Here is a 26,599-nt window from a genome sequence, read left to right on the forward strand (position 1 = left end):
GTGCGCCTTGCGGGCGCCCCCTTCCTCCCCCACTGGATTCAACATGACTGGCAGTTACAGTCAGAGCCTGGTCATCATCTCCCTGCTGGTGGCCATTCTTGCTTCGTACACGGCGCTGGACATGGCCGGGCGCCTGGCCACCGCCGAGGGCCGCGTGGCCCGCTGGTGGCTGGCGGGGGGTGCGGCGGCGATGGGCCTGGGCATCTGGTCGATGCACTTCATCGGCATGCTTGCCTTCGACCTGCCGATTCCGCTGGGCTACGACCTCGGCATCACCCTGTACTCGCTGGCGGTCTCGATCGGCGCCTCCGCCTATGCGCTGTGGCTGGTGTCGCGCCCCACCCTGCCGTGGCGTCGGCTGCTGGCCGGTGCCGTGCTGATGGGCCTGGGCATCGCAGCCATGCACTACCTGGGCATGGCTGCGATGCGCATGCAGCCCGGCATCGACTACCACCCGGGCTGGTTTGCCGCCTCCATCGCGGTGGCCATCGGTGCCGCTGGCGCCGCCCTGTGGATCGCCTTCCGCCTGCGCGCCGAGCAGCGCCACACCCTGCTCCTGCGCGTGCTCGCATCGCTGGTGATGGGCCTGGCCATCGTCGGCATGCATTACACCGGCATGGCGGCGGCGCGCTTCCCCGAAGGCAGCATCTGTGGCGCCGTCGGCAGTGGCGGCATCGACACGCGCTGGCTCGCGGTGCTGGTGATCGTCACCACCGTGGCCACGCTGGGCATCGCCCTCGTGGCCTCGCTGTTCGACCGGCAGATGCGCGTGCGCACCGGGCTGCTGGCCGATTCGCTGGCGCACGCCAACGACAAGCTGATCCAGGCGGCACTGCATGATCCCTTGACCCAGCTGCCTAACCGCATGCTGCTGCAGGACCGCATCGAGCAGGCCATCGAGAAGGCGCGGCGCCGCAATCATGCGGTGGCGGTGATGTTCTGCGACCTGGATGGCTTCAAGGCGGTCAATGATGCCTATGGCCACCAGCTTGGCGACCGCCTGCTGGTGGCGGTGGCGCAGCGCATCGGCGGCCTGCTGCGCCCGCAGGACACGTTCGCCCGCCTCGGCGGCGACGAGTTCGTGATCGTGCTGGCCATCGATATTCCCGACGATGCGGTAGTGGTGGCCGAGCGCATCATTGCCGCCGCCGGTGAGCCGTTCACGCTGGATGCGGCCGAACTGCAGGTCAGCGCCAGCCTGGGCATCGCCCTGTATCCGGATGACGCCAGCAACGAGCGCGAGCTGATGGCGCACGCCGATGCGGCGATGTACCACACCAAGGAGACCGGGCGGAACGGCTATACCTTCTTCACCCCCTCGATGCAGCTCAGTGCCAATCGCCAGCTGCGCCTGCTGCAGGACCTGCGCAAGGCCATCGCCCGCAACGAACTGATCCTGCATTACCAGCCCAAATTTCCGGCCGCGGGCGCACCGGCCACCGGCGCCGAGGCGCTGCTGCGCTGGCAGCACCCGGAGCTGGGGCTGCTGGCGCCGGATGTGTTCATTCCGATCGCCGAACGCAGCGGCCTGATCCTGCCGATCGGTGACTGGGTACTGGACCAGGCCTGCGCGCAACTGCGGGCATGGCACGATGCCGGGCATGCGGAATGGACAATGGCGGTGAATCTATCGCCGTTGCAGTTCGCCTCGCCGGCACTGCTGGACAGCGTGCGCGAGGTGCTGGAGCGGCACCGGATCGAACCGGCACGGCTGACCCTGGAGATCACCGAGACCACGGCGATGAAGGACGTCGATGCCAGCTTGGCGATCCTCAGCGACCTGACCGCAATGGGCGTGCACATCGCCATCGATGATTTCGGTACCGGCTATTCCAGCCTGCTCTACCTCAAGCGGATGCCAGCCACCGAACTGAAGATCGACCGTGCGTTCGTGCACGACCTGGAACGCAATGACGAGGACGCCGCCATTGTCTCGTCAATCATCGCGCTGGGCCGCACCCTGCAGCTGCAGGTGGTGGCCGAGGGCGTGGAGACCCAGGCGCAGCGCGAGTACCTGAGCGAGCTCGGCTGCGACCAGCTGCAGGGCTACCATCTGGGCCGGCCGATGGAGGCCGAAGAGTTCCTGCGCCGGGTGGGGTGAGGCCCCGGTTTCGGGGTCAGAGCCCTTGCCTGCGGCATGGGCTCTGACCCCATCCACGCAACTCCATCCACGCATGGCGTGGATCTACCCGGGCCCCGGGGTCAGAGCCCTGCCCTGCGGACAGGGATCCGACCCCATCCATCCGCCAACAGAAAGGCCGCCCGAGGGCGGCCTTTCTGCGTGGCAACGTCGCGAGGACGTCAGTGCATCATGTGCACGTTCATGTTGTGCATGACCCACAGGGTGCCGATCACGATGATGCCGATCACCACGACGGTGAAGGCCGCAGCGTTGACGTTCCAGCGACTTTCCGAAGAACGATCCAGGTGCAGGAAGAACACCAGGTGGACCAGCATCTGCAGCACCGCGGTGACTGCGATCACCACACCGTTGACGGTGCGCGAGAAATCGCCCGACATCACCATCCAGAACGGGATGACGGTCAGCACCACCGCCAGCACGAAGCCGATCAGGTACGACTTCACGCTGCCGTGGCTTTCGCCGCCGGTGCCGTGGTCGTGTGCATGGTTGTCATGTGCCATTACAGCGCTCCATTGAGGTAGACGACGGAGAACACGCCGATCCAGATCAGGTCCAGGAAGTGCCAGAACAGGCTCAGGCACGCCATGCGGGTCTTGTTGGTCGGGGTCAGGCCGTACTTCTTCAGCTGCACGAACATCACCAGCAGCCACAGCAGGCCGGCGCTGACGTGCAGGCCGTGGGTACCGACCAGGGCGAAGAATGCCGACAGGAAGGCACTGCGGTCCGGACCGTAGCCCTGATGGATCAGGTGCTGGAACTCCCACACTTCCATGCACATGAAGCCGAAGCCCAGCAGCCAGGTGATGCCCAGCCACAGGTACATCTGGCCCATCTGCTTGCGGTGCATGGCAATCATGCCCAGGCCGAAGGTCAGCGACGAGGTCAGCAGCAGCGCGGTTTCCCACGCCACGAACGGCAGCTCGAACAGGTCCTTCGCGGTGGGACCACCATCGGTACCGCCCGCCAGCACCACGTAGGTGGCGAACAGCGAGGCGAAGATGAGGCAGTCGCTCATCAGGTACACCCAGAAACCGAAGACGGTGTTGCCGCCGGTATCGTGGTGCTCGTGGTCGTCATGGCCATGGGCCGCCGCGTGCGCGGCGTGCCCGTGGCTCAGGGTCGAGGTATTGGTGCTCATGCCTTCAGCTCCGACTTCACCAGGCCCTGGGCTTCCAGGTGCTTGCGGTGTTCGTTCTCGATGCGTTCCACCTCGGCGGCCGGGACCCAGTAGTCCACGTCCTGGTCGAAGGTGCGGTAGATGAACGTGGCGATCATGCCGACGAAGCCGACGATGGCCAGCCACCAGATGTGCCAGATCATCGCGAAGCCGAACACCAGGCTGAAGGCACCGATGACAACGCCCGTGCCGGTGTTGCGCGGCATGTGGATGTCGGTGTACTTGGCCGGCTTCGGCCAGGCTTCACCCCGCTGCTTGCGTTCCCAGAAATCGTCCAGCTCGGTGACTTCCGGCAGCGTGCCGAAGTTGTAGAAGGCCGGCGGCGAAGAGGTTTCCCACTCCAGCGTACGGGCATCCCACGGATCGCCGGTCAGGTCGACGGTCTTCTTGCGATCGCGGATCGACACGGCCACCTGGATGATCTGGCACAGGATGCCGGCGCCGACGATGAACGCGCCGCAGGCGGCAACCAGCAGCAACGGCTCGTAGGCCGGGTTCACCGTGCTCTGCAGGCGACGGGTCATGCCCATGAAGCCCAGCACGTACATCGGCATGAAGGTCACGTAGAAGCCGATGAACCAGCACCAGAACGCGCACTTGCCCCAGAACTCATTGAGGCGGAAGCCGAACATCTTCGGCCACCAGTAGGTGATGCCGGCGAACATGCCGAACACCACGCCGCCGATGATGACGTTGTGGAAGTGGGCGATCAGGAACAGGCTGTTGTGCAGCACGAAGTCGATGGCCGGGATCGCCAGCATCACGCCGGTCATGCCGCCGATGACGAAGGTGACCATGAAGCCGATGGTCCACAGCACCGGGGTGGTGAAGTGCACGCGACCGCGGAACATGGTGAACAGCCAGTTGAAGATCTTCACGCCGGTCGGGATCGAGATGATCATCGTCGTGATGCCGAAGAAGGCATTGACGTTGGCACCCGAACCCATGGTGAAGAAGTGGTGCAGCCACACGATGAACGACAGCACGCCGATGCAGGCGGTGGCGTAGACCATGCCCTTGTAGCCGAACAGCGCCTTGCGCGAGAAGGTCGCGATGACTTCGGAGAACACACCGAACGCCGGCAGGACCAGGATGTACACCTCCGGGTGACCCCAGATCCAGATCAGGTTGATGTACAGCATGGCGTTGCCGCCACCGTCATTGGTGAAGAAGTGCGTACCCAGGTAACGGTCCAGGGTCAGCAGCACCAGGGTGATGGTCAGCACCGGGAACGCGGCCACGATCAGCACGTTGGTCACCAGGGCGGTCCAGGTGAACACCGGCATCTGCATCAGCTTCATGCTCGGGGTGCGCATCTTGAGGATGGTGATGAAGAAGTTGATACCACTGAGCGTGGTACCCAAACCCGCCACCTGTAGACCCCAGATGTAATAGTCCATGCCGACGCTTGGACTGTATTCGATGCCCGACAACGGCGGGAACGCCAGCCAGCCGGTGGCAGCGAACTCACCGATCCACAGCGACAGCATGATCAGCACCGCACCGGACACGAACAGCCAGAAGCTGAGCGAGTTGACGAACGGGAACGCGACGTCGCGCGCACCGATCTGCAGCGGCACGGCCAGGTTCATCAGGCCGGTGATCAGCGGCATCGCCACGAAGAAGATCATGATCACGCCGTGGGCGGTGAAGATCTGGTCGTAGTGGTGCGGCGGCAGGTAACCCTCGGAACCACCGACGGCGATGGCCTGCTGGGTACGCATCATGATGGCGTCGGAGAAACCGCGCAGCAGCATGACAAAGGCGACGATGAGGTACATCACGCCGATCTTCTTGTGATCCACCGAAGTGAACCACTCCTTCCACAGATAGCCCCACAGCTTGAACTTGGTGATCAGGGCGACGACGCCCAGGCCACCAAGAACCGCGCCGACCAGGGTGGTCAGCACGATCGGATCGTGGGGGATCGACTCAAGAGAGAGTTTTCCCAACATGTTCATTCTCCCGAACCCGCGTGGCCGGCATGGCCTGCGTGTTCGTGTTCGGTGGCATCCAGGTTTTCACCCGATTCCTTGGAATCATGCGCGTCACTCGGGGCATGGCCCTCGTGCGCTTCATGGGTGGCGGCATCGGCAGCGGCGGCACCGGCATGCGAGTGCTTCATGCCGTAATGCTTGTTGTCGCCCATGTGCTTGGCGATGACCCAGTCGAACAGGCCTTCTTCGGTCTTGCCGAAGTAAGTGACCGGATACCACTCGGCGTTGCGCGCTTCACCCAGGGCCTTGAACGAGGCCTTGTCCAGGGTCTGCTCGCCGGCGCGGACCTGGTCCAGCCACTGGCGGTACTCGGCATCGGTGACCGAGTAGGCGGTGAAGTGCATCTTGGCGAAGCCCGCGCCGCTGTAGTGCGAGGACATGCCCGGGAATTCACCGGTCTCGTTGGCGATCAGGTGGAGCTTGGTCTCCATCGCAGCCATCGAGTAGATCATGCTGCCCAGGTGCGGGATGAAGAAGGCATTCATCACCGAATCGGACGTGATCTTGAAGTTCAGCGGCGTGTTGACCGGGAACTTGATTTCGTTGACGACCGCCACCTTCTCTTCCGGATAGATGAACAGCCATTTCCAGTCCAGCGAGATCGCCTCGATGGTGACCGGCTTGACGTCCGAATCCAGCGGACGATACGGGTCCAGTGCGTGCGACGAACGCCAGGTCAGGACCGCCAGCACCAGCACGATCATGCAGGGAATGGACCACACCACCACCTCGATCGCCGTCGAGTGGGACCACTTCGGCTCGTAACGGGCCTTGGTGTTGGAGGCGCGATACTTCCACGCGAACGTCAGGGTCATGATGATGACCGGGATGACGACCAGCAGCATGAGCACGGTGGCCGTGATCAGCAGGGTCTTCTCATCCTGGCCGATCTGGCCCTTCGGACTGAGGATGGCCACGGCATCGCAGCCGGTGAGCATCACCAGCAACGACAGCAGCAGGCCCGGGCGCAACCAGCGCCCAAGGGTTTTCAACGGAATCATCGGTCGATCCAATTGCGAGGGAATGCCGTTCCCCGTCCCTGCCTGTTCCGGCCAAAGCCGGTCCCACCGGTCCGGAAGACAGGCAGGGAGGTGGGGTCGAGTCAGCCTTTCAATTTTAGGCCGTCACCCACCATTTAAGAAAGGCATTGACATTGATCGAGCGCAGGAAAGGCCCGATTCTGGCTGCGACACGTTGTCGCACCGCGCAGGCGCGGCGGGCAGGACGCCCGCGGCCGGCATCCTGGCATCAGGTGCTGGCCGGCAGTCCGCCCTCGTTCGGCAAAGTCACCTGAACCTGTTCAGGCGTGCTGGCGGGAGCCTGGCGTGGGATGCTCGGCGCAGGAGGAAGGCCCGTGGACAAGATCGACTTCAAAAAGCGTGACCGGGCGCTCTATCAACCGCCCGCCGGCAGGTTCGTACGCGTGGATGTACCGCCCATTCCCTACGTGATGGTCGATGGTCGCGGCGACCCGAACACGGCCCCCGCCTACCTGCAGGCCGTGCAGTGGCTGTATTCGGTGAGCTATGCACTGAAGTTCGCGCTGAAGGCCGAAGGGCGCGACTACGTGGTACCACCGCTGGAAGCGCTTTGGAGTGCCGAGGACCCAGCCAGCTTCGTCGCACGGCGCAAGGATGAGTGGGCCTGGACCGTAATGATCCGCACACCCGAGGGCATCGGCCCTGCGCAGTGGCAAGCGGCGATCGGAAAGGCGCGCGCGAAGCTGGGAGATGCGCCGCCCAGCCTCCGCCATGAAGTCCTTGCCGAGGGCCCCAGCCTGCAGACCTTGCACGTGGGCGCCTACGACGACGAGGGACCCGTCCTGGCGCAGCTGCATGACGAAGTGATGCCCGCACTGGGATACACCTTTGCCGGCCCCCATCATGAGATCTACCTGAGTGACCCGCGCAGGACCGACGCAGCGCGGTTGAAAACCGTGCTGCGGCAGCCGGTGCGGCCGATCGGGCCTGATGAGGATTCCCGCAGATGACACGAGGAATGCCGTGCGCCTGAACAACCGCCTGATGCGCTGGACCACCCTGCCCGCCGGGCGCCGCCTGATGGCCGTGCTGGGTGCTGCACTGGTGATCATGCTGGCCTGCAATCCGGATCTGCTGCCGTTGTTACCGGTGGTGGATGCGCTGGGGCTGGACGTGCTGATGCTGTTGCTGGGTGCGCAGGTGGTGGCGGTACTGCCTTGGGTGCGGGAGCGGGCCGCGCGCGGGATCAGAGTGCTCGCACGCCTGCTGATCGCCGCATCGGCGGGAGCAGCAGGTGGTTATCTCCGGCAGCTGGCGTGGTGGCTGGCGCGTGACGCGAGGATGGCAGGCCGTTGATGGAATCCCGCTGCTAGACGCCCAAACAAAAGCCCCGACCTGAGCCGGGGCTTTTCATGCAACTGGTGCCGGAAACAGGAGTCGAACCTGCGACCTACGCATTACGAATGCGCCGCTCTACCAACTGAGCTATTCCGGCCTAGCTGGGCATTGTAGGACTACAAGCAACATGCGGTCAATGGCCGCGCATCTACCCTCTTCATGGGCCAACAAGCCGCTACCAGCTACTGATAGTGGCTTTCACGGATGACCCTGGAACATCGCTGGTCGAGATCAACATGAAATGACTTCAGTCCACCTTCTGGCAGCAGAACCCTGTCATGGACGTGCTGGACTGAGAAGCCAATATCTGCGGTGCCGGAAGACTCCTCCGCAATGCGATACATCTCCCGTTTCCATCCCCTCGTCTCTTGGACGTAAGTCTCGATTGTCGTCACGCATCTTTCTAGCCCTTCCAACCTCTTCTCACCTCGGGGCTCCTTCGCTGCACAGCCGCCCGCCATCAGCAATGAAAACAGCAGCCCAACTTTCAAGGTGACTAAGCGTTTCATCTGCGCCCCTCAATGATAGGTATGAAAACGCACACCCCTCATGACTTCCAATCATCTCAGCGATGTCTCCACCCGGTTCGCACACACCCGCCCCTCGGCGAAATCCCGCAGGTTCCCCAGCGTGATTGCCGAGATCTCCTGCAGCGCCTCTACGGTGAAGAAGCCCTGATGGCCGGTCACCAGCACGTTGGGGAAGGTCATCAGGCGCTGGAAGGCCTCGTCGTCGATGATCTCGCCGGACAGGTCCTGGAAGAACAGCGCGCTTTCCTGCTCGTAGACGTCGATGGCCAGATGACCCAGCCGCCGCGACTTCAGCGCGCGGATCACCGCATGGGTATCGACCAGCGCGCCGCGCGAGGTGTTGACCAGCATCGCGCCGGTCTTCATCCGCGCCAGTGAGGCGTCGTTGATCAGGTGCTGGGTATCGGGCGTCAGCGGGCAATGCAGCGACACGATGTCGGCGCGCGCCAGCAGTTCATCCAGCTCAACCATGTCGCCCACGCCGGCGAAGGCCGGCGATGGATACGGGTCATGCCCCAGCACGGTGCAGCCCATGCCGTGGAAGATGCGCGCGGTGGCCAGGCCGATCTTGCCGGTGCCGACGATGCCGACCGTGCGCCCATGCAGAGTGCGGCCGAGCAGGCCATCGAGCATGAAGTTGCCCTCGCGCACGCGATTGTAGGCGCGATGGGTCTGCCGGTTGAGCGTCATCACCAGCGCCAGCGCGTGCTCGGCCACGGCTTCGGGGGAATAGGCCGGCACCCGTGCGACGAACAGCTCCAGCGCTTTCGCGGTGGCCAGGTCCACATTGTTGAAGCCGGCGCAGCGCAGCAGGATGGCGCGTACGCCCAGCGCATGCAACGCGTGTAGAACCGGCGCGTCGAGGCGGTCATTGACGAACACGCATACCGCGGCGCAGTCCTGTGCCAACGCAGCGGTATGCACGTCCAGCGCGGCATCGAAGTACACGAATGCAAAGCCCTGCCCGGTCGCATCGCGCTGGTTGGCCTCGTCGAGGAAGCGACGATCGTAGGGGCGGGCACTGAAAACGGCGATCTGCATGGACAGGCCTGGCTGGAATTCCCTGCCGACCATACCGCAGCACCTGCCCTGATGGGATGGTCCCGGCGATACGGATATCGCCGGGACCGAGTGCCCCTTAGAACCGGTAGCCCAGGCCCAGCATCACGCCGTTCTGGATCTGCCCGTCGCGGCGCTCACCCACGTAGTCGGCCATGATCGACAGGCGCTCGCTGGCGCGACTGGTCACGCCGACGTTCCAGGCCAGCACCTGCTCGCCCACGGCCTGGCTGCTGGCACCAAACACCAGGTCCGGGGCCGCAGCAAAGCCGGTGCTGTAGCGCGCCTGCGAATCGCCCAGCTCCTTCTGCCAGACCACGCGGGCACGCGGGGTGATGCGCTCACCGTTGTTGCCTTCGAAGGTCTTGAACAGCTGCAGGCCGGCACCCACCCGAATGCTCTCCAGGCTGCCGCTGCGGCCCACCAGCGCACCGGCGCCCTGCCCTTCATTGAAACGGGTGGCCGAGGTCCGTGCGTAGTCCACCACCGGCAGCAGCGGCTGGATCACCAGACCCTTTCCAGTGGTGAAGGAGAACGCATGCTCCACCCGTGCCGAGATGGCATCGTTGCTGTACTTCGCGCGCAGAGGCTGCTGCAGCCCATCAATGCCGCCGACACTGCGGCGGGTGTCATGCCGCAGGTCGGTGTAGCGCACGGCCGCCGACAGGTAGCCCCGCGAATAGGTCGCATCCAGGTAGCCGCCCACATCCAGCGCGCGTACGTCGCCACTGAAGCCGGAGCCGTCGCTGGCCTTGGTCGACATGTCGGCGGCGGCCACGCTCACGCCGAGGGTCACGCGGTCATCGGCCACGCGGGTATCGGCACCGATCACGATGCCGCCGACAGTGTGGCTCAGGCCGGCCACACCACCGTCGGCGTCGATGCGGCCATGGCTGGCGAAACCGCGCGCCCACAGGCCATGGCTGCGCCCCGCCACGCCGCTGTCGCCAGCAGCTTCGCCGGCCGGTTCAACCAGATGCATGGCCAGCTGGTTGAACAGGCTGCCATGGCGCATGCCCGGCTGCGCCGACACCGACTGCGCCGCCTGCGAAGCCAACCCGTCTGCATCGCCGCCACTGCGCATCGCTGCCTGGTGCTGCTGCACCACGTTGCCGATGCTGCCGATCAGTGCATTGTCGGCCAGGCGCAGGCTGGCATGCGCATCACCGCGCAGGGCGCCAGCCTGCTGTGCGATCACATCGCGGTCGGTGAACTGCAGCGCGCCGAGCAACGACTTCAGGCCGCTGTCCTGGCGGTCCGCTGCAGCGGCCAGCGCGCGCCCCAGGCCGTCGCCGGAGGTGCCGTTGGCGAACAGGCCCAGCTGATCGAAGCCCGGGTTGGCGGTCAGCCACAGGCCGTCGGCGGTCTGGTTGACGTTGAAGCTGAGCAGCGAATTGTGGCGCGGGCGGAACACTTCACCGGCCGTGACGCTGGCGCTGTAGCCGGCATCGCCCAGCCGCACGGCATCCTGGAAGCCCCCCTGGTAGATCGGTCCTTCCACCAGGTCGCGACGGTAGGTGCCGGCATAGAAGCCCTGGGCCACGTTCAGCGCCAGATGTGCGCCCTGCGCGATCACCAGCGCGCCCTCCTCGGAGCCGCCATCGTAGAAGCTGCCGACGCGCAGGCGGCCACTGCCGGTACCACCGGTTTCGGTAACATCGAACAGCACCTGCCCGCCGGGCATGACGTTGACGTAGCCGTGGGTCACCAGATCGCCACCACGCGGCATCAACGTGCCGAACACGCGCAGGCGGTTGAAGCCGTCTTCGCGGTAGGACGGGCCGGTGCCATCCAGCAGCGCATCGCTGTCGGTGCCGACCGATGCGATATCACCGTGGCCGACCACGATGCTGCCCGGCATCACGCGCAGCTCGGGGGTGCGCAGCGCACCACCCTCCAGTGCGATGGTGCCGTTGTCCACCAGAATGAAATCGGCGCCAGTGGTTGCGGCGGTGCGCCAGGTAGCGCCATTGCTGACACGGATCACGCCCGCCGAACTGGCCAGGGTTGAGGCATCCAGATCGGCCAGCCGCAGCTGGCCGCGCAGTTCATTCTGGACGTCGGGATCGGCGAGCAGCTGCTGCAACGACTGCGCGCCGATACCGTTCGCCCCCCGCGTGGAGACGTTGTACAGGCTCACCGCATCGTTGATGTAGGTGCTGGCCCAGTCGGTATTCCAGCGCGCGAAATCGTCGTCGACGAAGGCCTGCAGCTGGCGCGCGGTGCGCAGGTAGCCCGGGTTGATGTCGCCGCTGACGTTGCTGGTGACACGGAGGGTGTCGCCCGGATCGCGATAGCCTGCCGTGTTGATGATGTTGTTGCCGCGGATGTCCTGGCCCGGGAACGACTCCAGCTTGCTGCCGCTGCCATCCGGATCGAAGGTGACCGACGTACCCGTGGTGCGCGCCGGGTCGCGGAATACCAGCAGGCCATTGGGTTGAACCACTTCATACATCGCCTTGTGCAACAGGCCCGCATCCATCCCGCCGCCGTAGTTGCCTGTGTAGATCTGGGTCATGCGCGCTGACGGCGCATAGGTGATCTTGCCGCCACTGCTGGCGGCGTGGATCTGCACCGAGTCGACCAGTGGCAGATCGCCGCCGAGGTAACGGTTGACGCCACCGGACTGCATGATCGAGCAGGACGAGATGCAGTGGCCGGACACGATGGTGTCCAGGCCCTGGGTGCGGATCACCGCCTGCAGCCACTCGCCGGCGATCAGCGCGCCACCATTGGATGTGCGCAGCACGACTTCGCGGATCGGACGGCCTTCAGCCTGTGCCTTGGCCAGCAGCGCGGGCAGCGCCACCACGTCAGCAACGGTGACGCCGCCGCTGAGGAAGACGCGATCGTCCCGCACGTGATAATTCATTGCCATGACGTCATCAACCGCCGCCATGGCGGTGACGCCCATCAGCCCGGCCAGGGCCAGGCTCAACTTCGAATGTTTCATGCGTTCTCTCTCCACCCGCAACACACGGGTCAGGAGTTCAACGTCCGGGCGGCGCAAACTCCCCCAGCGCACCAGCCCCCGAAACATGAATGCATTCACAATGAAATCAGGGGCCATGCACACTCTTCCCCATCCGGTCATCGTCGCGTAAAACTCGAAGACGCACCCGCCACCGACGCCCGAGGCCAGCCCTGTCCACCCCCTCTCCTCTGATCCATCGCGCGCCGGACCTGTCCGTGCCGACGGACGCGTTCATTGCGTTCGTACGGGAAGAACGCGCGCCGTTGTGCGCTTTCCTGCGCACGCGCGGCGTTGGGCCGGAGGATGCCGAGGACATCGCGCAGGACTGCATGGAGCGGCTGATCCGCTATCGCGCGCACAGTGCCGACGAGCTGCGGTTGCTGCTGTATCGTATCGCCCGCAACCGCCTGGCAGACCGTGGCCGCTCGTCGCAGTCGCGGCCACACCTGTCCCTTGCCGAACACGATGGCGGCGACGAGCCCTCCAGCACGTCGCCCGATCCATTGCGCCAGGCCGAGTCCGGGCAGATGCTGTCCCTGCTGCGGCAGGCCCTGTTCAAGCTGCCCGAGCGCGCGCGCGAGGTGTACCTGCTCAACCGGATCACCGGCATGAGCTATACGCAGATCGCGCGGCACTGTGGAATCACCGCCAAGACCGTGGAAAAACATATCGCCCGCGCCCTGCAGGGCCTGCGCCAGGAACTCGGATCGGATCCGCTGCACAACGACAGGGACAACGGATGAGTCACGCCAGCCCCAGGGAAGACACCCTGCTGTTTGAACGCGCCAGCGCCTGGGTGGCGCGGCTGGAGGCTCCGGACTGCACGCCGGGCGAGCGAGAGAGGTTCGAGGACTGGCTGGCCGAGGACCCGGCCCATGTCAGCGCCTGGATCCAGGCCGAGACCCTGTTCCAGCGGGGCGAAGAACTGGCCGCCGACCCGTGGCTGCGCACCGCCGCAGCACGTGCGGCACGGCCGGCACAGCGTCGCTGGCTGCCGGCAGTGGCCGCCGCCGCAGGCGTCTGCCTGGCCATCGGTATCGGCTGGATGGTCGCCATCGACGGCAACCCCACGCCGCTGCGCTATGCCAACGATTCCCACCAGCCCCGGCAGCAGACGCTGGCCGATGGCAGCGTGGCCACGCTGGATGCGGGCACCACGCTGCATGCCCGATTCGGTTGGCGCCATCGCAACCTGGTGCTGGAACGGGGCCGCGTGCAGCTGCAGGTCGCACCGTCGAGCAAGGCGCTGCAGCTGCGCGCCGGCGACAGCACCATCCGCGACATCGGCACCACCTTCCAGGTGGAGCGCCTGAACGACGGCCTGGTCGAAGTCGCACTGCTGGAAGGTGCGGTGGAAGTCAGCAATGGGGGGACGCAGCACACCCTGGCACCCGGCCAGCAGCTGCAGGTGCTGCCATCGGGCCGCTTCCAGCCCGGCCCGGCGCTGTCGTCCAATGCCGCTGCCGAAGGCTGGCTGCAGGGACAGCTGGTGTTCGATGCCACGCCGCTGTCGATCGTGGTCGAGCGCATGAACCGCTACGGTCGCACGCCGCTGGCGATCGCCGATCCCGAGATCGCCAGCCTGGCCGTGAGTGGCACCTTCCGTGCCGGCGATGCGCAGGAACTGCTGTCGGCGCTGGAACTGGGCTGGTCGGTAGCTGGCCAGGCGCGACCGGATGGCGCGCTGGAACTGCGCCGCACGTACTGAGGAGGCCTGCAGTGAAGGCAGTACCGGGCGCGCTGCGGGAGGGGCTGCTCTGCACCCTGTTCTGCTTCGCGCTGAGCATCGCCGCGCTGCCCTCTGCCGATGCAGCCGAACAGGCCGGCACCCTGGAGGTCCATGTGGGTTCAGGCCCACTCGCACCGGCCCTGCAGCAATGGGCGCGCCAGAGTGGCATCGCCCTGCTGTTCGATGCGCGTGAACTGGATGGCCTGCGCACGGCCGGCACCCATGGCCAACGCGATGCGGCCGCAGCCCTGCAGGAACTGGTCGCCAGCATGCCAGTGACCATCCTGCGCACGCCTGCCGGTGGATTCGTCGTCCGCCGCACCCGGCCAGCACCGCCATCGCCCCCGCCGGTCGCGACGCGTGCGATGCCCGCGGTACCGTCGCCGGGCGAGGTACCCGAGACGCCACCGCAGGTGGAGCTGGCGCCGATCCATGTCACCGGCAGCCGGCTGCCGCGCACCTCCGTGCAGACCACGCTGCCGGTGACCATCATCGACCGCGATGACATCCTGCGCAGCGGTTACGGCAGCCTGTTCGACCTGCTGCGGCACTTGCCGGGCATGAACGGCCACCCGGCGATGAGCACCTCGCGCAGTGGCGATTCGCAGTACCTGCCGGTGGGTGCGGCCACCACCACCAGCCTGGACGGCATGGGTCCGCGTGCGACCTTGTTCCTGGTCAATGGCCGGCGCCTGCCACGCTATCCGATGGTGTCGCTGGAACAGGGCGGGCTCACCGACCTGGGGGGCATCCCGCTCAGCTTCGTCGAGCGCATCGAACTGGTGCGTGGCGGTGCGTCGGCCATCTATGGTGCCGACGCGATGTCCGGCGTGGTCAACATCATCCTGCGTGACCAGGCCGATGGCCCTGAAGCCATGCTGCAGACCGGCCTGAGCGGGCGCGGCGACGCCGGCCAGTATCGCCTGCAGGCGGCCACCGGTGGCGTGCGCGACGGAGGGGACCGCTGGTTCGCTGGCGTCGACCTGCATCGCATCGACCACGTGGCCGGCGATCGCCGCGAATGGCATGCGGAAACCTCGCAGTACCTGATCGGCGCGTTCCGCGATGGACGCTACTGGCCGGCAAAGCGCTGCGAAGGGCCATTGAAACGGCGCGATGGTGCCTGCTGGTTTGACAGCGCACGCCCGCGTTCGCTGCAACCGGCCTCGGACACCGCCTCGGCCTACCTGCGCTATCGGCATGAGCGCGGCGAAGGTCGCTACGCCTACGCCGAGGCGCGGGCCAGCCACAACCGGCAACGCTTCGACCTCGGCCCGACCGCCGTAGCCATCGGGCTTTATGGGTTCACCTTCAACAGCGTGCTGCGCGAAGCCGGCAACGTGCGTCCGCATGTACGTGCCACCGATGCCGACGTCACCTTCGGCATGGGCCGCGACCAGGGCCGCCGCAGCTGGGATGCCGGCATCAGCGCACAGCGCAGCGATGTCACCCTGACGACGTCCGGCACCGTGCGCGCCCAACCACTGCTGCGCGCTGCCGAGACGCTGGATTTCCTGCCCGGCTTCACCTCGTTGCCGGCAGAGACCGCCGCACAGTTGTTCCCGTCGATCCGCAACCGCGGGCGCACCGAGCAGTGGCAGGGCTGGTGGGGCATGCAGCGCGAGTTGATGCCATTGGCCGGCGGAGCTGCACAAGTGGCCACCGGCATCGACCTGCGCCAGGAACGCTGGACCTCGCATCCCGACGCGCTGCTGAGCCAGGGCGACCTGGCGCTGGGCCTTCCACAGGAACAACGCCACCTGTCACGCCGCAGTGGCGGTGCCTACGCCGAACTCGGCCTGCCATTGGCGCGCACGCTGCGCATGGACCTGGCAGCACGCTGGGACCGCGATGGCGATTACCAGGCTTTCTCGCCCCGCGTGGGCGTACGCTGGAGCCCGACACCGCGGTGGTCATTCCTGCTTGCCACCGGGCGCGGCTACCGGGCCCCCAGCCTGTTCGAGCAACGGCGGCCGCCGGGCTATTTCGGCGCGATCGAACTACCCGCCTCCAGCGCACTGCCCAACTGCGCGCAGAGCAACGGCAACGGACGCTGCAGCGTAACCGTGGACGTGGTGGAGAACGATGCGCTGAAAGCGGAGCGGTCGCGCAGCCATTCCCTGGGTGCGACCTGGACACCGACCGATGCGTTTTCACTGTCGCTGACCCACAACATCGTCGAACTGCGCAACGAGATCCTGGCCCTGCAACCGGCCGACGCAGTGTGGAATTCAAGCACGTGGGAGTTGGACGAGGACGGCAACCTGCACAACCTGCGCCTGTCCTTCGACAACATCGGCCGCACCACGTCGCGCAACCTTGTTCTGCGCGGGGAGTACCACATCGACACCGGCAGCACCGGCCAGTGGCTGTTCTCCGTCGATGCCTTGAAACAGCAGGAACTACGCCGCGAGCGTGGCCACGAAGCGACGGTGGACCTGCGTGGCCATGTCACGCCAGCGATGGCCGCCGTGCTCAATGTGCAGTGGCAGAACAGCAACTGGGACATCGCCCTGCGCGGCAACCAGGTAGGGCGCACGCGTGCCTGGCTGCCCGGTGCGGAATGCCCGGAGGAACAGCGCGAGCAGAACCATTGCATGAATCCGCGGCAGCTGCGCTGGAACCTGCACCTGGCAAGGCGGCTGGGGCCGCGCGTGGTCGCCGCGCTGGACGTGCACAACGTGCTCGACACGCAACCGGTGAACTACCTGGTCGGCAATGGCGGCCAGATGCCGGGGCTGGACGATCCACTTGGCCGCTACTTCCTGCTGACCCTGCAGATCCGCTGAGCGTAGTACCCTACGCGCCCTGTTCCATCGGTCCCCCACCACCCCATGAAGGCCTATCTCTGGTTCTGGGGCGCGTTCCTGCTGTTCTTCGCGTTGCCCTTCCCCTGCATCCTCTACTTCGGCACGTCGTGGCCGGTGCCACTGGCCGACCGCAGCGCGCCATGGCTGGCCCTGCTGCTGCTCGCGCTGTCGCTGGGCGCGTGGCTTGCACTGCTGCTCGCCTTCCTGCACTACCTGCTGCTGGGCCCGCCGCGCGCGCTGCATCGGGTGCGCACCATCCTGGCCGACGGTGAGCCGCGTGATGCGTTGATCGAACAGGCCGAGCAGACCGGCGTGCACGTGCGCGGCTTCGCGCAGTGGAGACTGAAGCTTGGCTTCCAGAACCTGTCCGGCACGCCGATCAACGAACAGATGCTGGTGGTGGACAGCAAACCGCAGCTGCAGCGTTTCGTGGCCGGCCAGCGCATCGAGGTTCGCCTGAGCCGGACGCCGGGTGCGTTCCCCAATGTGGTGCTGGAGGGCGCCCAGCCCGAACTGGATGTCGCCAGCCTCTGGCGCCGCGGCGCCGGCGCGGTCATCGGCATCGTCGTGGTTGCCAGCGCCTACGTGCTCGCCTATCGGCTGCAGAGCGAGGGCCTGGGCTGGACGTTCATGTCCTTCGGCCACCCACTGCTGGTGTGCCCGCTGGTGTTGTGCGGCTACGCCCTGGGCCTGCGCGTCCTGGGGCGCCTGCTGCAGGCCGATGCACGCGGAGACGCGCTGAAGTACCGCGGCATCGGCGTGGATGCGAAGGTGCTGAAGCTGCGCCAGACCGGCACCTACCTCAACGAGCAGCCGCAGGTGGAGTTCCAGCTGGAGTACACCGACCGCGAAGGTGGCATACAGCAGGTGAGCGTGCGCCGCTTCATCCCGTTGATCGAGCTTGCCAACCTTCCACGCGAGCAGGTCACGCTGCTGTACGACCCGGAAGATCGCGGCAGCGTGCGCCTGGAGGGTATATGAAGCAGCCACCCTCGACCCTGCTGGTGTTCTCCGTGGTACTGCTGGTGCTGGCCGGCGTCGCCGTGGCAGGCGGGGCACTGCAGACCCTCGGCGAAACGATGGGCCATGTGGTGCAGGATGACCGCGCAACCACGCCGATCACCACGCCCCCACCGCGCGAGAGGCCTGCTTCGGCCGCACCGATTCCCGAACCGCGGTCGATGCCGGTGCCCGAACGCAGCAACCGCTTGTTCGATGCGGACTACCTGCTGGCCGCCCGCCAGGCACTGGAACAGATGCCAGCCCTGGCCGGGCACCGGTTGATGGTGTTCCACAGCATCCACTTCTACGACGACGGCCGCATCAATCTGGACCTGGTCGATCCGCAGCAACCCACGCACGTGGACAGCTACCACTTCGAGCGCGGCCAGTGGCGCAAGGGCGGGCCGGTCGATCCGCAGCGCTTCGCGCCCACCATCACCCTGCGCCGCAGCAGCACGGCGCTGGCCAACATCGATTTCGAGGCGGTGCCACGCGTGGCCCAGGCGCTGCAGGCACAGCGCAACGCGTTGATGGGCACGCCGGGTGACGTCGGCCACGTCTATGTGATCGTGCGCAAGGGCGGCAGGCTGGTGTGGCTGCCGGACGAGGTCGCCGGCGATCGCCAGTCCGCACGACTCTCGTTCGACGCACAGGGTCGTTCCGGCCACGCGAACCGACGATAGTCAACGCAAAAAGGGGACGGAGGGGATTAAGTCGCATGTGCCTTGGTGCAGTCTGCGACTTAATCCCCTCCGTCCCCTTTTTCTATTTCACCGAACGGGCGATGGCGTACTGCGCACCGTAATAGGTGGACAGCACCAGCAGGCTGGCCAGTGGCAGGCCGCCGGCGAAGCGGTCCCAGGCCAGCAGCGAATCGCTGGCCACGAACAGCAGCGCACCGGCGGCCGCCCAGCGCGCACTGCTGGCTTCCACCGCACCGGGCCGTTGCCGGTGCCACTGGCGTGCCAATGCCAACACCGCCATCGAGGCCAGCACCACCACGTACGCCAGCACCGGCATACGCATCGGTGCAGGCAGGTACGGCCACAGCCCAAGCACATTGAGTACAGCGAACGCACCGAGCAGGATGCTGGCGGCGAGCAGGCCACGCCCGGCACGCAGGCCCTCACGGAAGGCGACGATGTAGCAGAGGTGCGCCAGCAGGAACGCCACCAGCCCCGGTACGAACGCGTCCATCGGCAACATCAGCGCGATGTCACCCAGGCACGACAGCAGCATGCCGGCCAGCACCGCGCGCCGGTAGGACGGCTGCGCAGGATCACGCACCCGCCAGGCGATGGCAGCGATCAGCAGCGTGGTCGCCGGCTTGGCCAGCCAATGCAGCCAGCGCCCGTCACCGTGAAAGAACGCGCCGACGATGGCGAGGATCGCCATCAACAGGATCACGCCATCGCGGTCGCGCGGTTTCATCGCGCCTTCCACAGGTCCGCCAGGCGGTCAGGCTTGCCGGCGATACGCTCCAGCACCGGATACTGCAGGCCACCGTGGTAGTCGATGTTCATCGTCTCGATGCGGTCGAACTGCTTCACCAGCAAGACGATCGGCGCCTTGTCCTTGGCCGCCGTCGCCACCGCATCCTTCAAGCGCTGGCTGCTGTACTCGCGCCCGCCAACCGCAATCACCTTCATGCCGGGTGCAAGACCGGCGTTGAACGCCGGGCTGTCCCAGATCACGTCGCCGACCACGCCGCTGTCGAGCACGGTCGCGCCCAGCGAATAGGCCAGCAGTGCGGCCTTGGCACGCTTTTCCTGCGCCTTGTAGGCGTCGTTCGGGGTATCGCGGTAGACCAGCTTCCAGCCCGCCAGCTCCAGGCCACCAGTCAACGAACCATGGCCGTCCAGGCGCCCGCGCAGGAACGTCGCCCAGTCGTACGGCGCGATGCCGTTCAAGGTCGCCACCACGTCGTCGAAGGTGTACGGGTTGACGTCCCAGTCGCCGTTGCCGACGCCGAAGAACGCACGCGCGAAGTCGTCCAGGCTGCGGCGGTTGCCGCTCAGTTCGCGCAGCTTGCCCTCCACTTCCAGCCACAGCATCTGGCCGCCGGAGTAGTAGTCCTCGCTCATCTGGTAGTTGCGGTAGGGCAGCGTGCGGCGCTGGGCGATGGTCGGATCGTTGGTAGTGTCCTGCAGCGGCCGCCAAGCCAGGCCCGGTCGGCCACGGTCGTAGGTCGCGGCCACATTGGCCAGCATGTCGCGCGCCTGCGCCGCCGACCACAGCCCCGAGCGTGCCGCCAGCACCTGTCCCCAGAACTGGGTCTGGCCTTCGTAGACCCACAGCAGGCTGTCGCCCATCGGCGTGTTGAAGTTGGCGGTGGCCAGGTCAGCGCCACGCCGGTACTTGCCGTTCCAGGAATGGGTGTACTCGTGCGGTAGCAGATCGCGCATCCAGGCGTTGTCGTCCCACTCGGTGAAGTAACCCGGGTCGGCACTGTTCTCGCTGGAACGGTGATGCTCCAGGCCGATGCCACCAAGACGGTCGGTCAACGCCAGCAGGAATTCATAGTGGTTGTAGTGGCGCGCGCCATAGAGCTTGTCGGCCTGCTGCACCAGCGCACGGTGCATCGTGATCTGAGCGTCGGTCGGCTTCAGCGACTTGGCCTCGTCGGCAAACACATTGAGGTGCACCGGCACCTTCGCGCCCGGATCGAGATCGATGCGCTGGTAGTGCTCGCCGGCAAACAACGGCGAATCGACCAGGTGGTCATAGGAGATCGGCTTGAACACCACGGTATCGCCGTCGCGGCGCGCGGTTTCCAGCGCAGTGGCAAACGACCAGCCCTTGGGTAGGATCACGCTGGCCTGCGCCTGCAGGTCGCGTGCATCGACGCCGGCCGGATACAGCGAGTTGGCATTCCACTGCAGGTTGAGCATCTCCGGGGTCATCACCACCCGGCCCTGGCTGCCGCCCTGCGAGGACAGGAAGTCGAAGTGGGCGACGATCTCGCTGACGCCCTCGGGCACGTCTACCTTGAATGCATAGACGTTGTACTGGTCGCGCTGCCAGGCCAACGGCTTGCCGTTGGCGGTCACGCGCAGGCCGGCCAGCTTGTCGATCGGGCCGGTGGGCGAATGGTTGCCGGGAATCCACTGCGGGTACAGCAGGGTCATCGGACCGGGTTTGACCGGTACGGTGGCGGTGACCTTGAAGATGCGGCGAGCGAGATCGCGCGCGTCGACGTCGATGCGCAGCAGGCCCGGAGCAGCCGCATCGCCCGGCGGCGAGGCCTGCGCCAGTGCAGGCGTGGCCGCCAGCGCGAACAGCAACGACATCGCCAAGGCTCGGGTCTTCATCGGGCAGGTTCCAACAGCGGAGAATCTTCCGATGCTAGGCCTGTGCGATGGTCGGCCCCATGGCCAAAGGTCATGGGCGGGCCGGCCATCCGCGCATGACAAAAAGCGTGCGAACCAAGGTTCGCACCCACCAGAGCAGTTTCAGTAGATCCACGCCATGCGTGGATGAGGCGCTTCCCGGTCAGTCGACCAGGCGCAGACGCAGTTCCTTCGGCAGCGCGAACACCATCGATTCCGGTTCGCCTTCCAGCTCGCCCACGCCGGTTGCACCCAGCTCGGCCAGGCGCGCCAGCACGCCATCGACCAGTACCTGCGGCGCCGAGGCGCCAGCGGTCACGCCGATGTGCTGCTTGCCCACCACCCACGCCGGGTCGATCTCGTGCGCACCGTCGATCAGGTACGACTCCACACCTTCACGGCGGGCCAGTTCACTCAGACGGTTCGAGTTGGAGCTGTTCGGCGAACCGACCACCAGCACCAGATCGCAGCGCTTGGCCAGGTCGCGCACGGCGTCCTGGCGGTTCTGCGTGGCGTAGCAGATGTCGTCGTTCTTCGGGCCCTGCATCGCCGGGAAACGCTCGCGCAGCGCATCGATGATGCCGCGCGTATCGTCCACCGACAGCGTCGTCTGGGTGGTGTAGGCGAAGTTGTCCGGCTGGTTGATGTGCAGGGTGGCAACCTGCTCGACATCCTCGACCAGGTAGATCTGGCCGGTACCGGCTTCGCGGTTCCACTGGCCCATGGTGCCTTCCACTTCCGGGTGACCGGCATGGCCGATCAGCACCACGTCACGGCCGGCACGGCAGTGGCGGGCGACTTCGAAGTGGACCTTGGTCACCAGCGGGCAGGTGGCGTCGAACACCTTCAGGCCACGGCGCTCGGCTTCCTGGCGCACGGCCTGGGACACGCCATGCGCGCTGAAGATCACCGTGTTGTTGTCCGGCACTTCGTCGAGTTCTTCGACGAAGATCGCGCCGCGCTGCTTCAGGTCGTCGACCACGAAGCGGTTGTGCACCACTTCATGGCGGACGTAGATGGGCGCGCCCAGCGTTTCGATCGCGCGCTTGACGATCTCGATCGCACGATCGACACCGGCACAGAAACCACGCGGGTTGGCGAGCAGCACATCCATCAGTTCAATCTCCCGGCAGCGGCCGGCTTACGGTTTCGGGTTGGCATTATCCGCCTTTTTGGCAGACTTGCCGTCGAACAGGCCAAACAGGGCGATGCCGATGGCACCGACCACGATGGCCGAGTCGGCGATGTTGAACGAGGGCCAGGTATAGCTGCCCACGTACCACTGGATGAAATCAACCACGTGACCGTGCACCTGGCGGTCGATCACATTGCCGATGGCGCCGCCGATGATCAGTGCATACGGAACTGCGGCCTTCCAGTTGCCGCGGGCGGTGCCGCGCAGCCACCAGGCCATCAGGCCGCTGATGGCGATCGCCAGCGCGGTGAAGAAGTACTTCTGCCAACCACCGGCGTCACTCAGGAAACTGAACGCCGCACCGGTGTTGTAGGTGCGGTACCAGTTCCAGAAGCCGTCGATGACCACCACCGGCTGGAACTCCGGCAGGCTCGACAGCACCCAGGCCTTGGACCACTGGTCCAGGCCGATGATGGCGGCCGACAGCAGCAGCCAGACCAGGGCGTTCGGATGCGGACGGGACGCGGCCATCAGAACCAGCTCCGCACTTCACCGGCACCGGTGATGTTGCTCACGCAGCGGCCGCACAGTTCCGGATGGTCGGCGTTGCTGCCGACATCGGCGCGATGGTGCCAGCAGCGCACGCACTTGGTCTTGGTGGTCGGCTGGGCGCTGACGAACACCTCGTCGGTGGTCGCCGGCCGCACCTGCACGTCGCCGCTGATGAACAGGAAGCGCAGTTCATCGGCCAGCGGCTGCCACTTCGCGGCCTGCTCTTCGCTGGCGGCGATGGTGATTTCCGCTTCCAGCGCGGCACCGATCGCGCCGTTGGCACGCATCGGCTCGAGCACCTTGGCCACCTGCTCGCGCACGGCCAGCAGCTGGTCGAAATCGGCGGCGTTGAGCTGGGCATCGGCCGGCAGCGGCGCCAGGCCGTCGTACCAGGTGGTGAACAGCACATGGCCGGCACGTTCGCCCGGCAGGTAACCCCACAGCTCGTCGGCGGTGAAGGTCAGGATCGGCGCCACCCAGCGGGTGAACGCTTCAGCGATGTGGTACATCGCGCTCTGCGCCGAACGGCGACCGTGTGAATCGGTCGGCATGGTGTACAGGCGGTCCTTGGTCACGTCCAGGTACAGCGAGCCCAGATCCACGCTGCAGAAGTTCAGCAGCAGCTGCACGATCTCGGCCATGTTGTAGCCGTCGTAGGCCGCCTTGATCTTCTCCTGCAGCTCCCAGGCGCGATGCACGATCCAGCGGTCCAGCGCGACCATCTGCCCGAGCGGCTGCAGGTGCTGGGCCGGATCGAAACCATCCAGGTTGCCGAGCAGGAAGCGTGCGGTGTTGCGCAGGCGGCGGTAAGCGTCAGCATTGCGCTTCAGGATCTCCTGCGACAGCGACATCTCGTTGCTGTAGTCGGCCGAGGCGATCCACAGGCGCAGGATGTCCGCGCCCAGCTTGTTCATGATGTCCTGCGGCTCGATGCCGTTGCCCAGCGACTTGGACATCTTGCGGCCGTGCTCATCCACGGTGAAGCCGTGGGTGAGGCACTGCTTGTACGGCGCGCGCTTGTCGATCGCCACGCCGGTCAGCAGCGAGGACTGGAACCAGCCGCGGTGCTGGTCGGAGCCTTCCAGGTACAGGTCGGCCGGCTTGCCGAAGCCACGCGCGGCGAGCACGCCTTCGTGGGTCACGCCCGAATCGAACCAGACGTCGAGGATGTCGGTGACTTTCTCGTAGTCGGCCGCTTCGGCGCCGAGCAGTTCGGCGGCGTCCAGCGAGTACCACACATCGATGCCCTCGGCTTCGACGCGGTCGGCGACCTGCTGCATCAGTTCCACCGAGCGCGGGTGGATCTCGCCGGTCTGGCGATGGGTGAACAGTGCGATCGGTACGCCCCAGGTGCGCTGGCGCGAGATGGTCCAGTCCGGGCGACCGTCGACCATGCTCTGGATGCGCGCCTTGCCCCAGGTCGGGAACCAGCCGACAGTGTCGATCGCAGCCAGCGCATCACGGCGCAGGTTGGCCTTGTCCATCGAGATGAACCACTGCGGAGTGGCGCGGAACACCACTGGTGTCTTGTGGCGCCAGCAGTGCGGATAGCTGTGGCGGATCGGGTGGAAGGCCAGCAGCGAACCATTGTCGCGCAGCACGCCGACGATGGCCTCCTGCGCCTTCCACAGGTGCTGGCCGGCCAGCACCACCTCACCGGCCGGCGGGGTCGATTCCAGGTACACGCCACGGCCGTCGATCGGGGTCACCTGCCCGGCGTTGTACTTGTCTAGCAGGCCGTACTTCTGGCTGACCACGAAGTCTTCCTGGCCGTGACCAGGGGCGGTGTGCACCGCACCGGTACCGTCCTCGTCGGAGACGTGGTCGCCGTTGAGCAGCGGGATGTCGCGCTCCGGATAGAACGGATGCGCCAGCAGCTGGTTCTCCAGTGCCGCACCGGTGGTTTCACCGTGCAGCACCACGCTCTCGACGCCGTAGCGCTGCAGCGAGCGCTCGGCCAGCGCGGCGGCCAGCACCAGCCAACGGCGCTTGCCGTTGTGGGCCGGGCCTTCGGCCAGCACATAGTTGATTTCCGCGCCCAGCGACACCGCCAGCGAGGCCGGCAGCGTCCACGGGGTGGTGGTCCAGATCGGCACGGCCACTTCGACGTCGGCCGGCACGCTCACGCCGAACGCCTTGCCGATGGCCTGGGCATCGCGCGCGGCGTAGGCCACGTCGATCGCCGGCGATTCCTTTTCCTGGTACTCGATCTCCGCCTCGGCCAGTGCCGAGCCACAGTCGAAGCACCAGTACACCGGCTTGGCGCCACGCACCAGGTGACCGTTGGCGACGACCTTGGCCAGCGCACGGATCTCATTGGCTTCGAAGTCGAAACTCAGGGTCTTGTACGGGTTGTCCCAATCGCCGGTCACGCCCAGGCGCTTGAAGTCCACGCGCTGGATGTTGATCTGCTCTTCGGCGAACTCGCGGCACTTCTGCCGGAATTCAACCGCATCGAGCTTGGTGCCGACCTTGCCCCACTTCTTCTCGACCGCGATCTCGATCGGCAGGCCATGGCAGTCCCAGCCCGGCACATAGGGCGCATCGAAGCCGGCCAGGTAGCGCGACTTGACGATGATGTCCTTCAGGATCTTGTTGACCGCATGGCCCAGGTGGATGCGGCCGTTGGCGTAGGGCGGGCCGTCGTGCAGCACGAACAGCGGGCGGCCGGCGGCGTTGTCACGCAGCTGCTGGTAGAGCCCCTGCGCTTCCCACTGCGCCAGAATGCCCGGCTCGCGCTTGGGCAGGTCGCCGCGCATCGGGAATTCGGTGGCTGGCAGGTTCAGGGTGGTCTTGTAGTCCTGGCTCACGCAGTGGCTCGCAATCTATGTTCGGAAAGGAGGGCGCGCGCCTGTTCGGCGTCGCGGTGCATCTGGTCGGTCAGTGCCGCCAGATCATTGAATTTCTCTTCGTCGCGCAGCTTGGCGACAAACTCCACGTCGATGTGGCGCCCGTACAGGTCGCCCTGGAAATCGAACAGGTGGGCTTCCAGCAGCGGCTCCACGCCCTCCACCGTCGGCCGAGTGCCGAAGCTGGACACCGACGGCCACGGCTGGTCGAACACGCCGTGCACCCAGGTTGCGTAGATGCCCGACAGCGCCGGGGTCTTCGGGAAGCGCAGGTTGGCGGTGGGGAAGCCCAGCGTACGGCCAAGCTGGCGACCGCGCACCACGCGCCCGCTGATCGCATACGGGCGACCGAGCAGGTCGTTGGCGCGGGCGAAATCGCCCCCCTGCAGCAGCTGGCGGATGCGGGTGCTGGAGATGCGCTCGCCATGCAGGTCCACCGCTTCAATCTCGCCGGCGCTGAAGCCCAGTTCGGCGCCCATCTCCTGCAGCAGTGCCAGATCACCGCGGCGGCGGTTGCCGAAGCAGAACTCCGGCCCGATCCAGACTTCGCGGGCGCCCAGCCGGTGCACCAGCAACCGGCGCACGAAGGTCTCGGCCGGCATCGCCGCCATCGCCGCATCGAAGCGCAGCAGGCCGACCGCATCGACACCGAGCTCGCGCAGGATCTCGACCTTGCTGCGCGCCAGGGTCAGCCGCGGCGGCGGCGTGCCCTGGGCGAAGAATTCACGCGGCAGCGGCTCGAATGCCACGGCCACTGCGGCCACGCCCAAGGCGCGCGCGCGGGCGACCGCGTGGCGGACCAGCGCACGATGGCCCAGGTGGAGGCCGTCGAATGCACCGATACAGACCACGCTTCCGTTGGGGAACAGCTCCCCGCCCTCGACGCTTCTGAACAGCCTGCTCATCAACTCTCGTTCCGGCCCGACCGGGCCGCC

21 protein-coding genes and 1 tRNA gene are annotated in these 26,599 nt (G+C 66.2%); 8 read left to right on the top strand and 14 right to left on the bottom strand.

Annotated features, from left to right (window positions below; all coding sequences use genetic code 11):
- Positions 1-43: 43 nt before the first annotated feature.
- Positions 44-2,101 (top strand): putative bifunctional diguanylate cyclase/phosphodiesterase, encoded by a 2,058-nt coding sequence (locus tag HMPREF3114_RS05215; RefSeq protein WP_053498507.1) that lies wholly within the window; start codon positions 44-46, stop codon positions 2,099-2,101.
- A gap of 200 nt (positions 2,102-2,301) precedes the next feature.
- On the opposite strand, the gene cyoD is transcribed toward HMPREF3114_RS05215, so the two are convergent.
- The 4 genes from cyoD to cyoA are packed head-to-tail and all read right to left on the bottom strand — an operon-like array spanning position 2,302 to position 6,318.
- Positions 2,302-2,643, bottom strand: a complete 342-nt coding sequence (gene cyoD, locus HMPREF3114_RS05220) for a cytochrome o ubiquinol oxidase subunit IV (protein ID WP_005415725.1) — start codon at positions 2,641-2,643, stop codon at positions 2,302-2,304.
- Complete coding sequence (gene cyoC / locus HMPREF3114_RS05225) at positions 2,643-3,281, bottom strand: cytochrome o ubiquinol oxidase subunit III (protein WP_005408583.1); 639 nt, start codon at positions 3,279-3,281, stop codon at positions 2,643-2,645. The genes cyoD and cyoC overlap by 1 nt, the downstream gene beginning before the upstream one ends.
- Positions 3,278-5,275, bottom strand: coding sequence for a cytochrome o ubiquinol oxidase subunit I (cyoB, locus tag HMPREF3114_RS05230; RefSeq protein ID WP_032954024.1), 1,998 nt, complete (start codon positions 5,273-5,275; stop codon positions 3,278-3,280). The genes cyoC and cyoB overlap by 4 nt, the downstream gene beginning before the upstream one ends.
- Positions 5,276-5,277: 2 nt before the next feature.
- On the bottom strand, positions 5,278-6,318 hold the full coding sequence (cyoA, locus tag HMPREF3114_RS05235; protein ID WP_005415723.1) for a ubiquinol oxidase subunit II: 1,041 nt from the start codon (positions 6,316-6,318) through the stop codon (positions 5,278-5,280).
- Positions 6,319-6,671: 353 nt separating this feature from the next.
- On the opposite strand from cyoA, the gene HMPREF3114_RS05240 reads away from it, so the two are divergent.
- On the top strand, positions 6,672-7,307 hold the full coding sequence (locus HMPREF3114_RS05240) for a GyrI-like domain-containing protein (RefSeq protein ID WP_053498512.1): 636 nt from the start codon (positions 6,672-6,674) through the stop codon (positions 7,305-7,307).
- A gap of 13 nt (positions 7,308-7,320) precedes the next feature.
- Positions 7,321-7,653, top strand: a complete 333-nt coding sequence (locus HMPREF3114_RS05245; protein ID WP_070489283.1) for a hypothetical protein — start codon at positions 7,321-7,323, stop codon at positions 7,651-7,653.
- A 63-nt stretch (positions 7,654-7,716) separates the two neighbouring features.
- Here HMPREF3114_RS05245 and HMPREF3114_RS05250 read toward each other — a convergent pair.
- The 4 genes from HMPREF3114_RS05250 to HMPREF3114_RS05265 form a co-directional block, all read right to left on the bottom strand.
- Positions 7,717-7,792: transfer RNA gene (locus tag HMPREF3114_RS05250), tRNA-Thr, on the bottom strand.
- An 85-nt stretch (positions 7,793-7,877) separates the two neighbouring features.
- Positions 7,878-8,204 carry a hypothetical protein gene (locus HMPREF3114_RS05255; RefSeq protein WP_070489285.1) on the bottom strand — a complete coding sequence of 109 codons (327 nt, stop codon included), beginning with the start codon at positions 8,202-8,204 and terminating at the stop codon, positions 7,878-7,880.
- 51 nt (positions 8,205-8,255) lie between these two features.
- Positions 8,256-9,266, bottom strand: a complete 1,011-nt coding sequence (locus HMPREF3114_RS05260; RefSeq protein WP_070489307.1) for a 2-hydroxyacid dehydrogenase — start codon at positions 9,264-9,266, stop codon at positions 8,256-8,258.
- A gap of 97 nt (positions 9,267-9,363) precedes the next feature.
- On the bottom strand, positions 9,364-12,237 hold the full coding sequence (locus HMPREF3114_RS05265) for an autotransporter outer membrane beta-barrel domain-containing protein (RefSeq protein ID WP_070489287.1): 2,874 nt from the start codon (positions 12,235-12,237) through the stop codon (positions 9,364-9,366).
- Between the two features lie 236 nt (positions 12,238-12,473).
- Here HMPREF3114_RS05265 and HMPREF3114_RS05270 point away from each other — a divergent pair, with 236 nt between their 5' ends.
- Genes HMPREF3114_RS05270 through HMPREF3114_RS05290 form a run of 5 tightly spaced genes read left to right on the top strand, consistent with a single transcriptional unit; the run spans position 12,474 to position 18,482 of the window.
- Positions 12,474-13,001 (top strand): RNA polymerase sigma factor, encoded by a 528-nt coding sequence (locus HMPREF3114_RS05270; protein WP_080352916.1) that lies wholly within the window; start codon positions 12,474-12,476, stop codon positions 12,999-13,001.
- A complete protein-coding gene (locus HMPREF3114_RS05275) occupies positions 12,998-13,966 on the top strand; it encodes a FecR family protein (protein ID WP_070489288.1) in 969 nt (322 codons plus the stop codon). The genes HMPREF3114_RS05270 and HMPREF3114_RS05275 overlap by 4 nt, the downstream gene beginning before the upstream one ends.
- A gap of 11 nt (positions 13,967-13,977) precedes the next feature.
- The gene (locus HMPREF3114_RS05280) at positions 13,978-16,776 is read left to right on the top strand and encodes a TonB-dependent receptor plug domain-containing protein (RefSeq protein ID WP_070489290.1); all 2,799 of its coding nucleotides are present in this window, start codon (positions 13,978-13,980) and stop codon (positions 16,774-16,776) included.
- 45 nt (positions 16,777-16,821) lie between these two features.
- Positions 16,822-17,778 (top strand): hypothetical protein, encoded by a 957-nt coding sequence (locus tag HMPREF3114_RS05285; RefSeq protein WP_070489292.1) that lies wholly within the window; start codon positions 16,822-16,824, stop codon positions 17,776-17,778.
- Complete coding sequence (locus tag HMPREF3114_RS05290; RefSeq protein ID WP_070489294.1) at positions 17,775-18,482, top strand: hypothetical protein; 708 nt, start codon at positions 17,775-17,777, stop codon at positions 18,480-18,482. The genes HMPREF3114_RS05285 and HMPREF3114_RS05290 overlap by 4 nt, the downstream gene beginning before the upstream one ends.
- A gap of 82 nt (positions 18,483-18,564) precedes the next feature.
- On the opposite strand, the gene HMPREF3114_RS05295 is transcribed toward HMPREF3114_RS05290, so the two are convergent.
- The 6 genes from HMPREF3114_RS05295 to HMPREF3114_RS05320 form a co-directional block, all read right to left on the bottom strand.
- On the bottom strand, positions 18,565-19,230 hold the full coding sequence (locus HMPREF3114_RS05295) for a lysoplasmalogenase (protein WP_070489296.1): 666 nt from the start codon (positions 19,228-19,230) through the stop codon (positions 18,565-18,567).
- Entirely contained in the window at positions 19,227-21,110 is a 1,884-nt protein-coding gene (locus HMPREF3114_RS05300; protein WP_070489298.1) for a M61 family metallopeptidase, read from the bottom strand. Before HMPREF3114_RS05300 ends, HMPREF3114_RS05295 begins: the two co-directional genes overlap by 4 nt.
- A gap of 181 nt (positions 21,111-21,291) precedes the next feature.
- A complete protein-coding gene (gene ispH / locus HMPREF3114_RS05305) occupies positions 21,292-22,242 on the bottom strand; it encodes a 4-hydroxy-3-methylbut-2-enyl diphosphate reductase (protein ID WP_005415710.1) in 951 nt (316 codons plus the stop codon).
- A gap of 27 nt (positions 22,243-22,269) precedes the next feature.
- Positions 22,270-22,794, bottom strand: a complete 525-nt coding sequence (gene lspA / locus HMPREF3114_RS05310; protein WP_005415709.1) for a signal peptidase II — start codon at positions 22,792-22,794, stop codon at positions 22,270-22,272.
- The gene (ileS, locus tag HMPREF3114_RS05315; RefSeq protein WP_070489300.1) at positions 22,794-25,625 is read right to left on the bottom strand and encodes an isoleucine--tRNA ligase; all 2,832 of its coding nucleotides are present in this window, start codon (positions 25,623-25,625) and stop codon (positions 22,794-22,796) included. The genes lspA and ileS overlap by 1 nt, the downstream gene beginning before the upstream one ends.
- Positions 25,622-26,569, bottom strand: coding sequence for a bifunctional riboflavin kinase/FAD synthetase (locus HMPREF3114_RS05320; protein WP_005415707.1), 948 nt, complete (start codon positions 26,567-26,569; stop codon positions 25,622-25,624). The genes ileS and HMPREF3114_RS05320 overlap by 4 nt, the downstream gene beginning before the upstream one ends.
- Positions 26,570-26,599 lie beyond the last annotated feature (30 nt).

The sequence above is a fragment of the Stenotrophomonas sp. HMSC10F07 genome (assembly GCF_001807895.1).
Lineage (GTDB): Bacteria > Pseudomonadota > Gammaproteobacteria > Xanthomonadales > Xanthomonadaceae > Stenotrophomonas > Stenotrophomonas sepilia.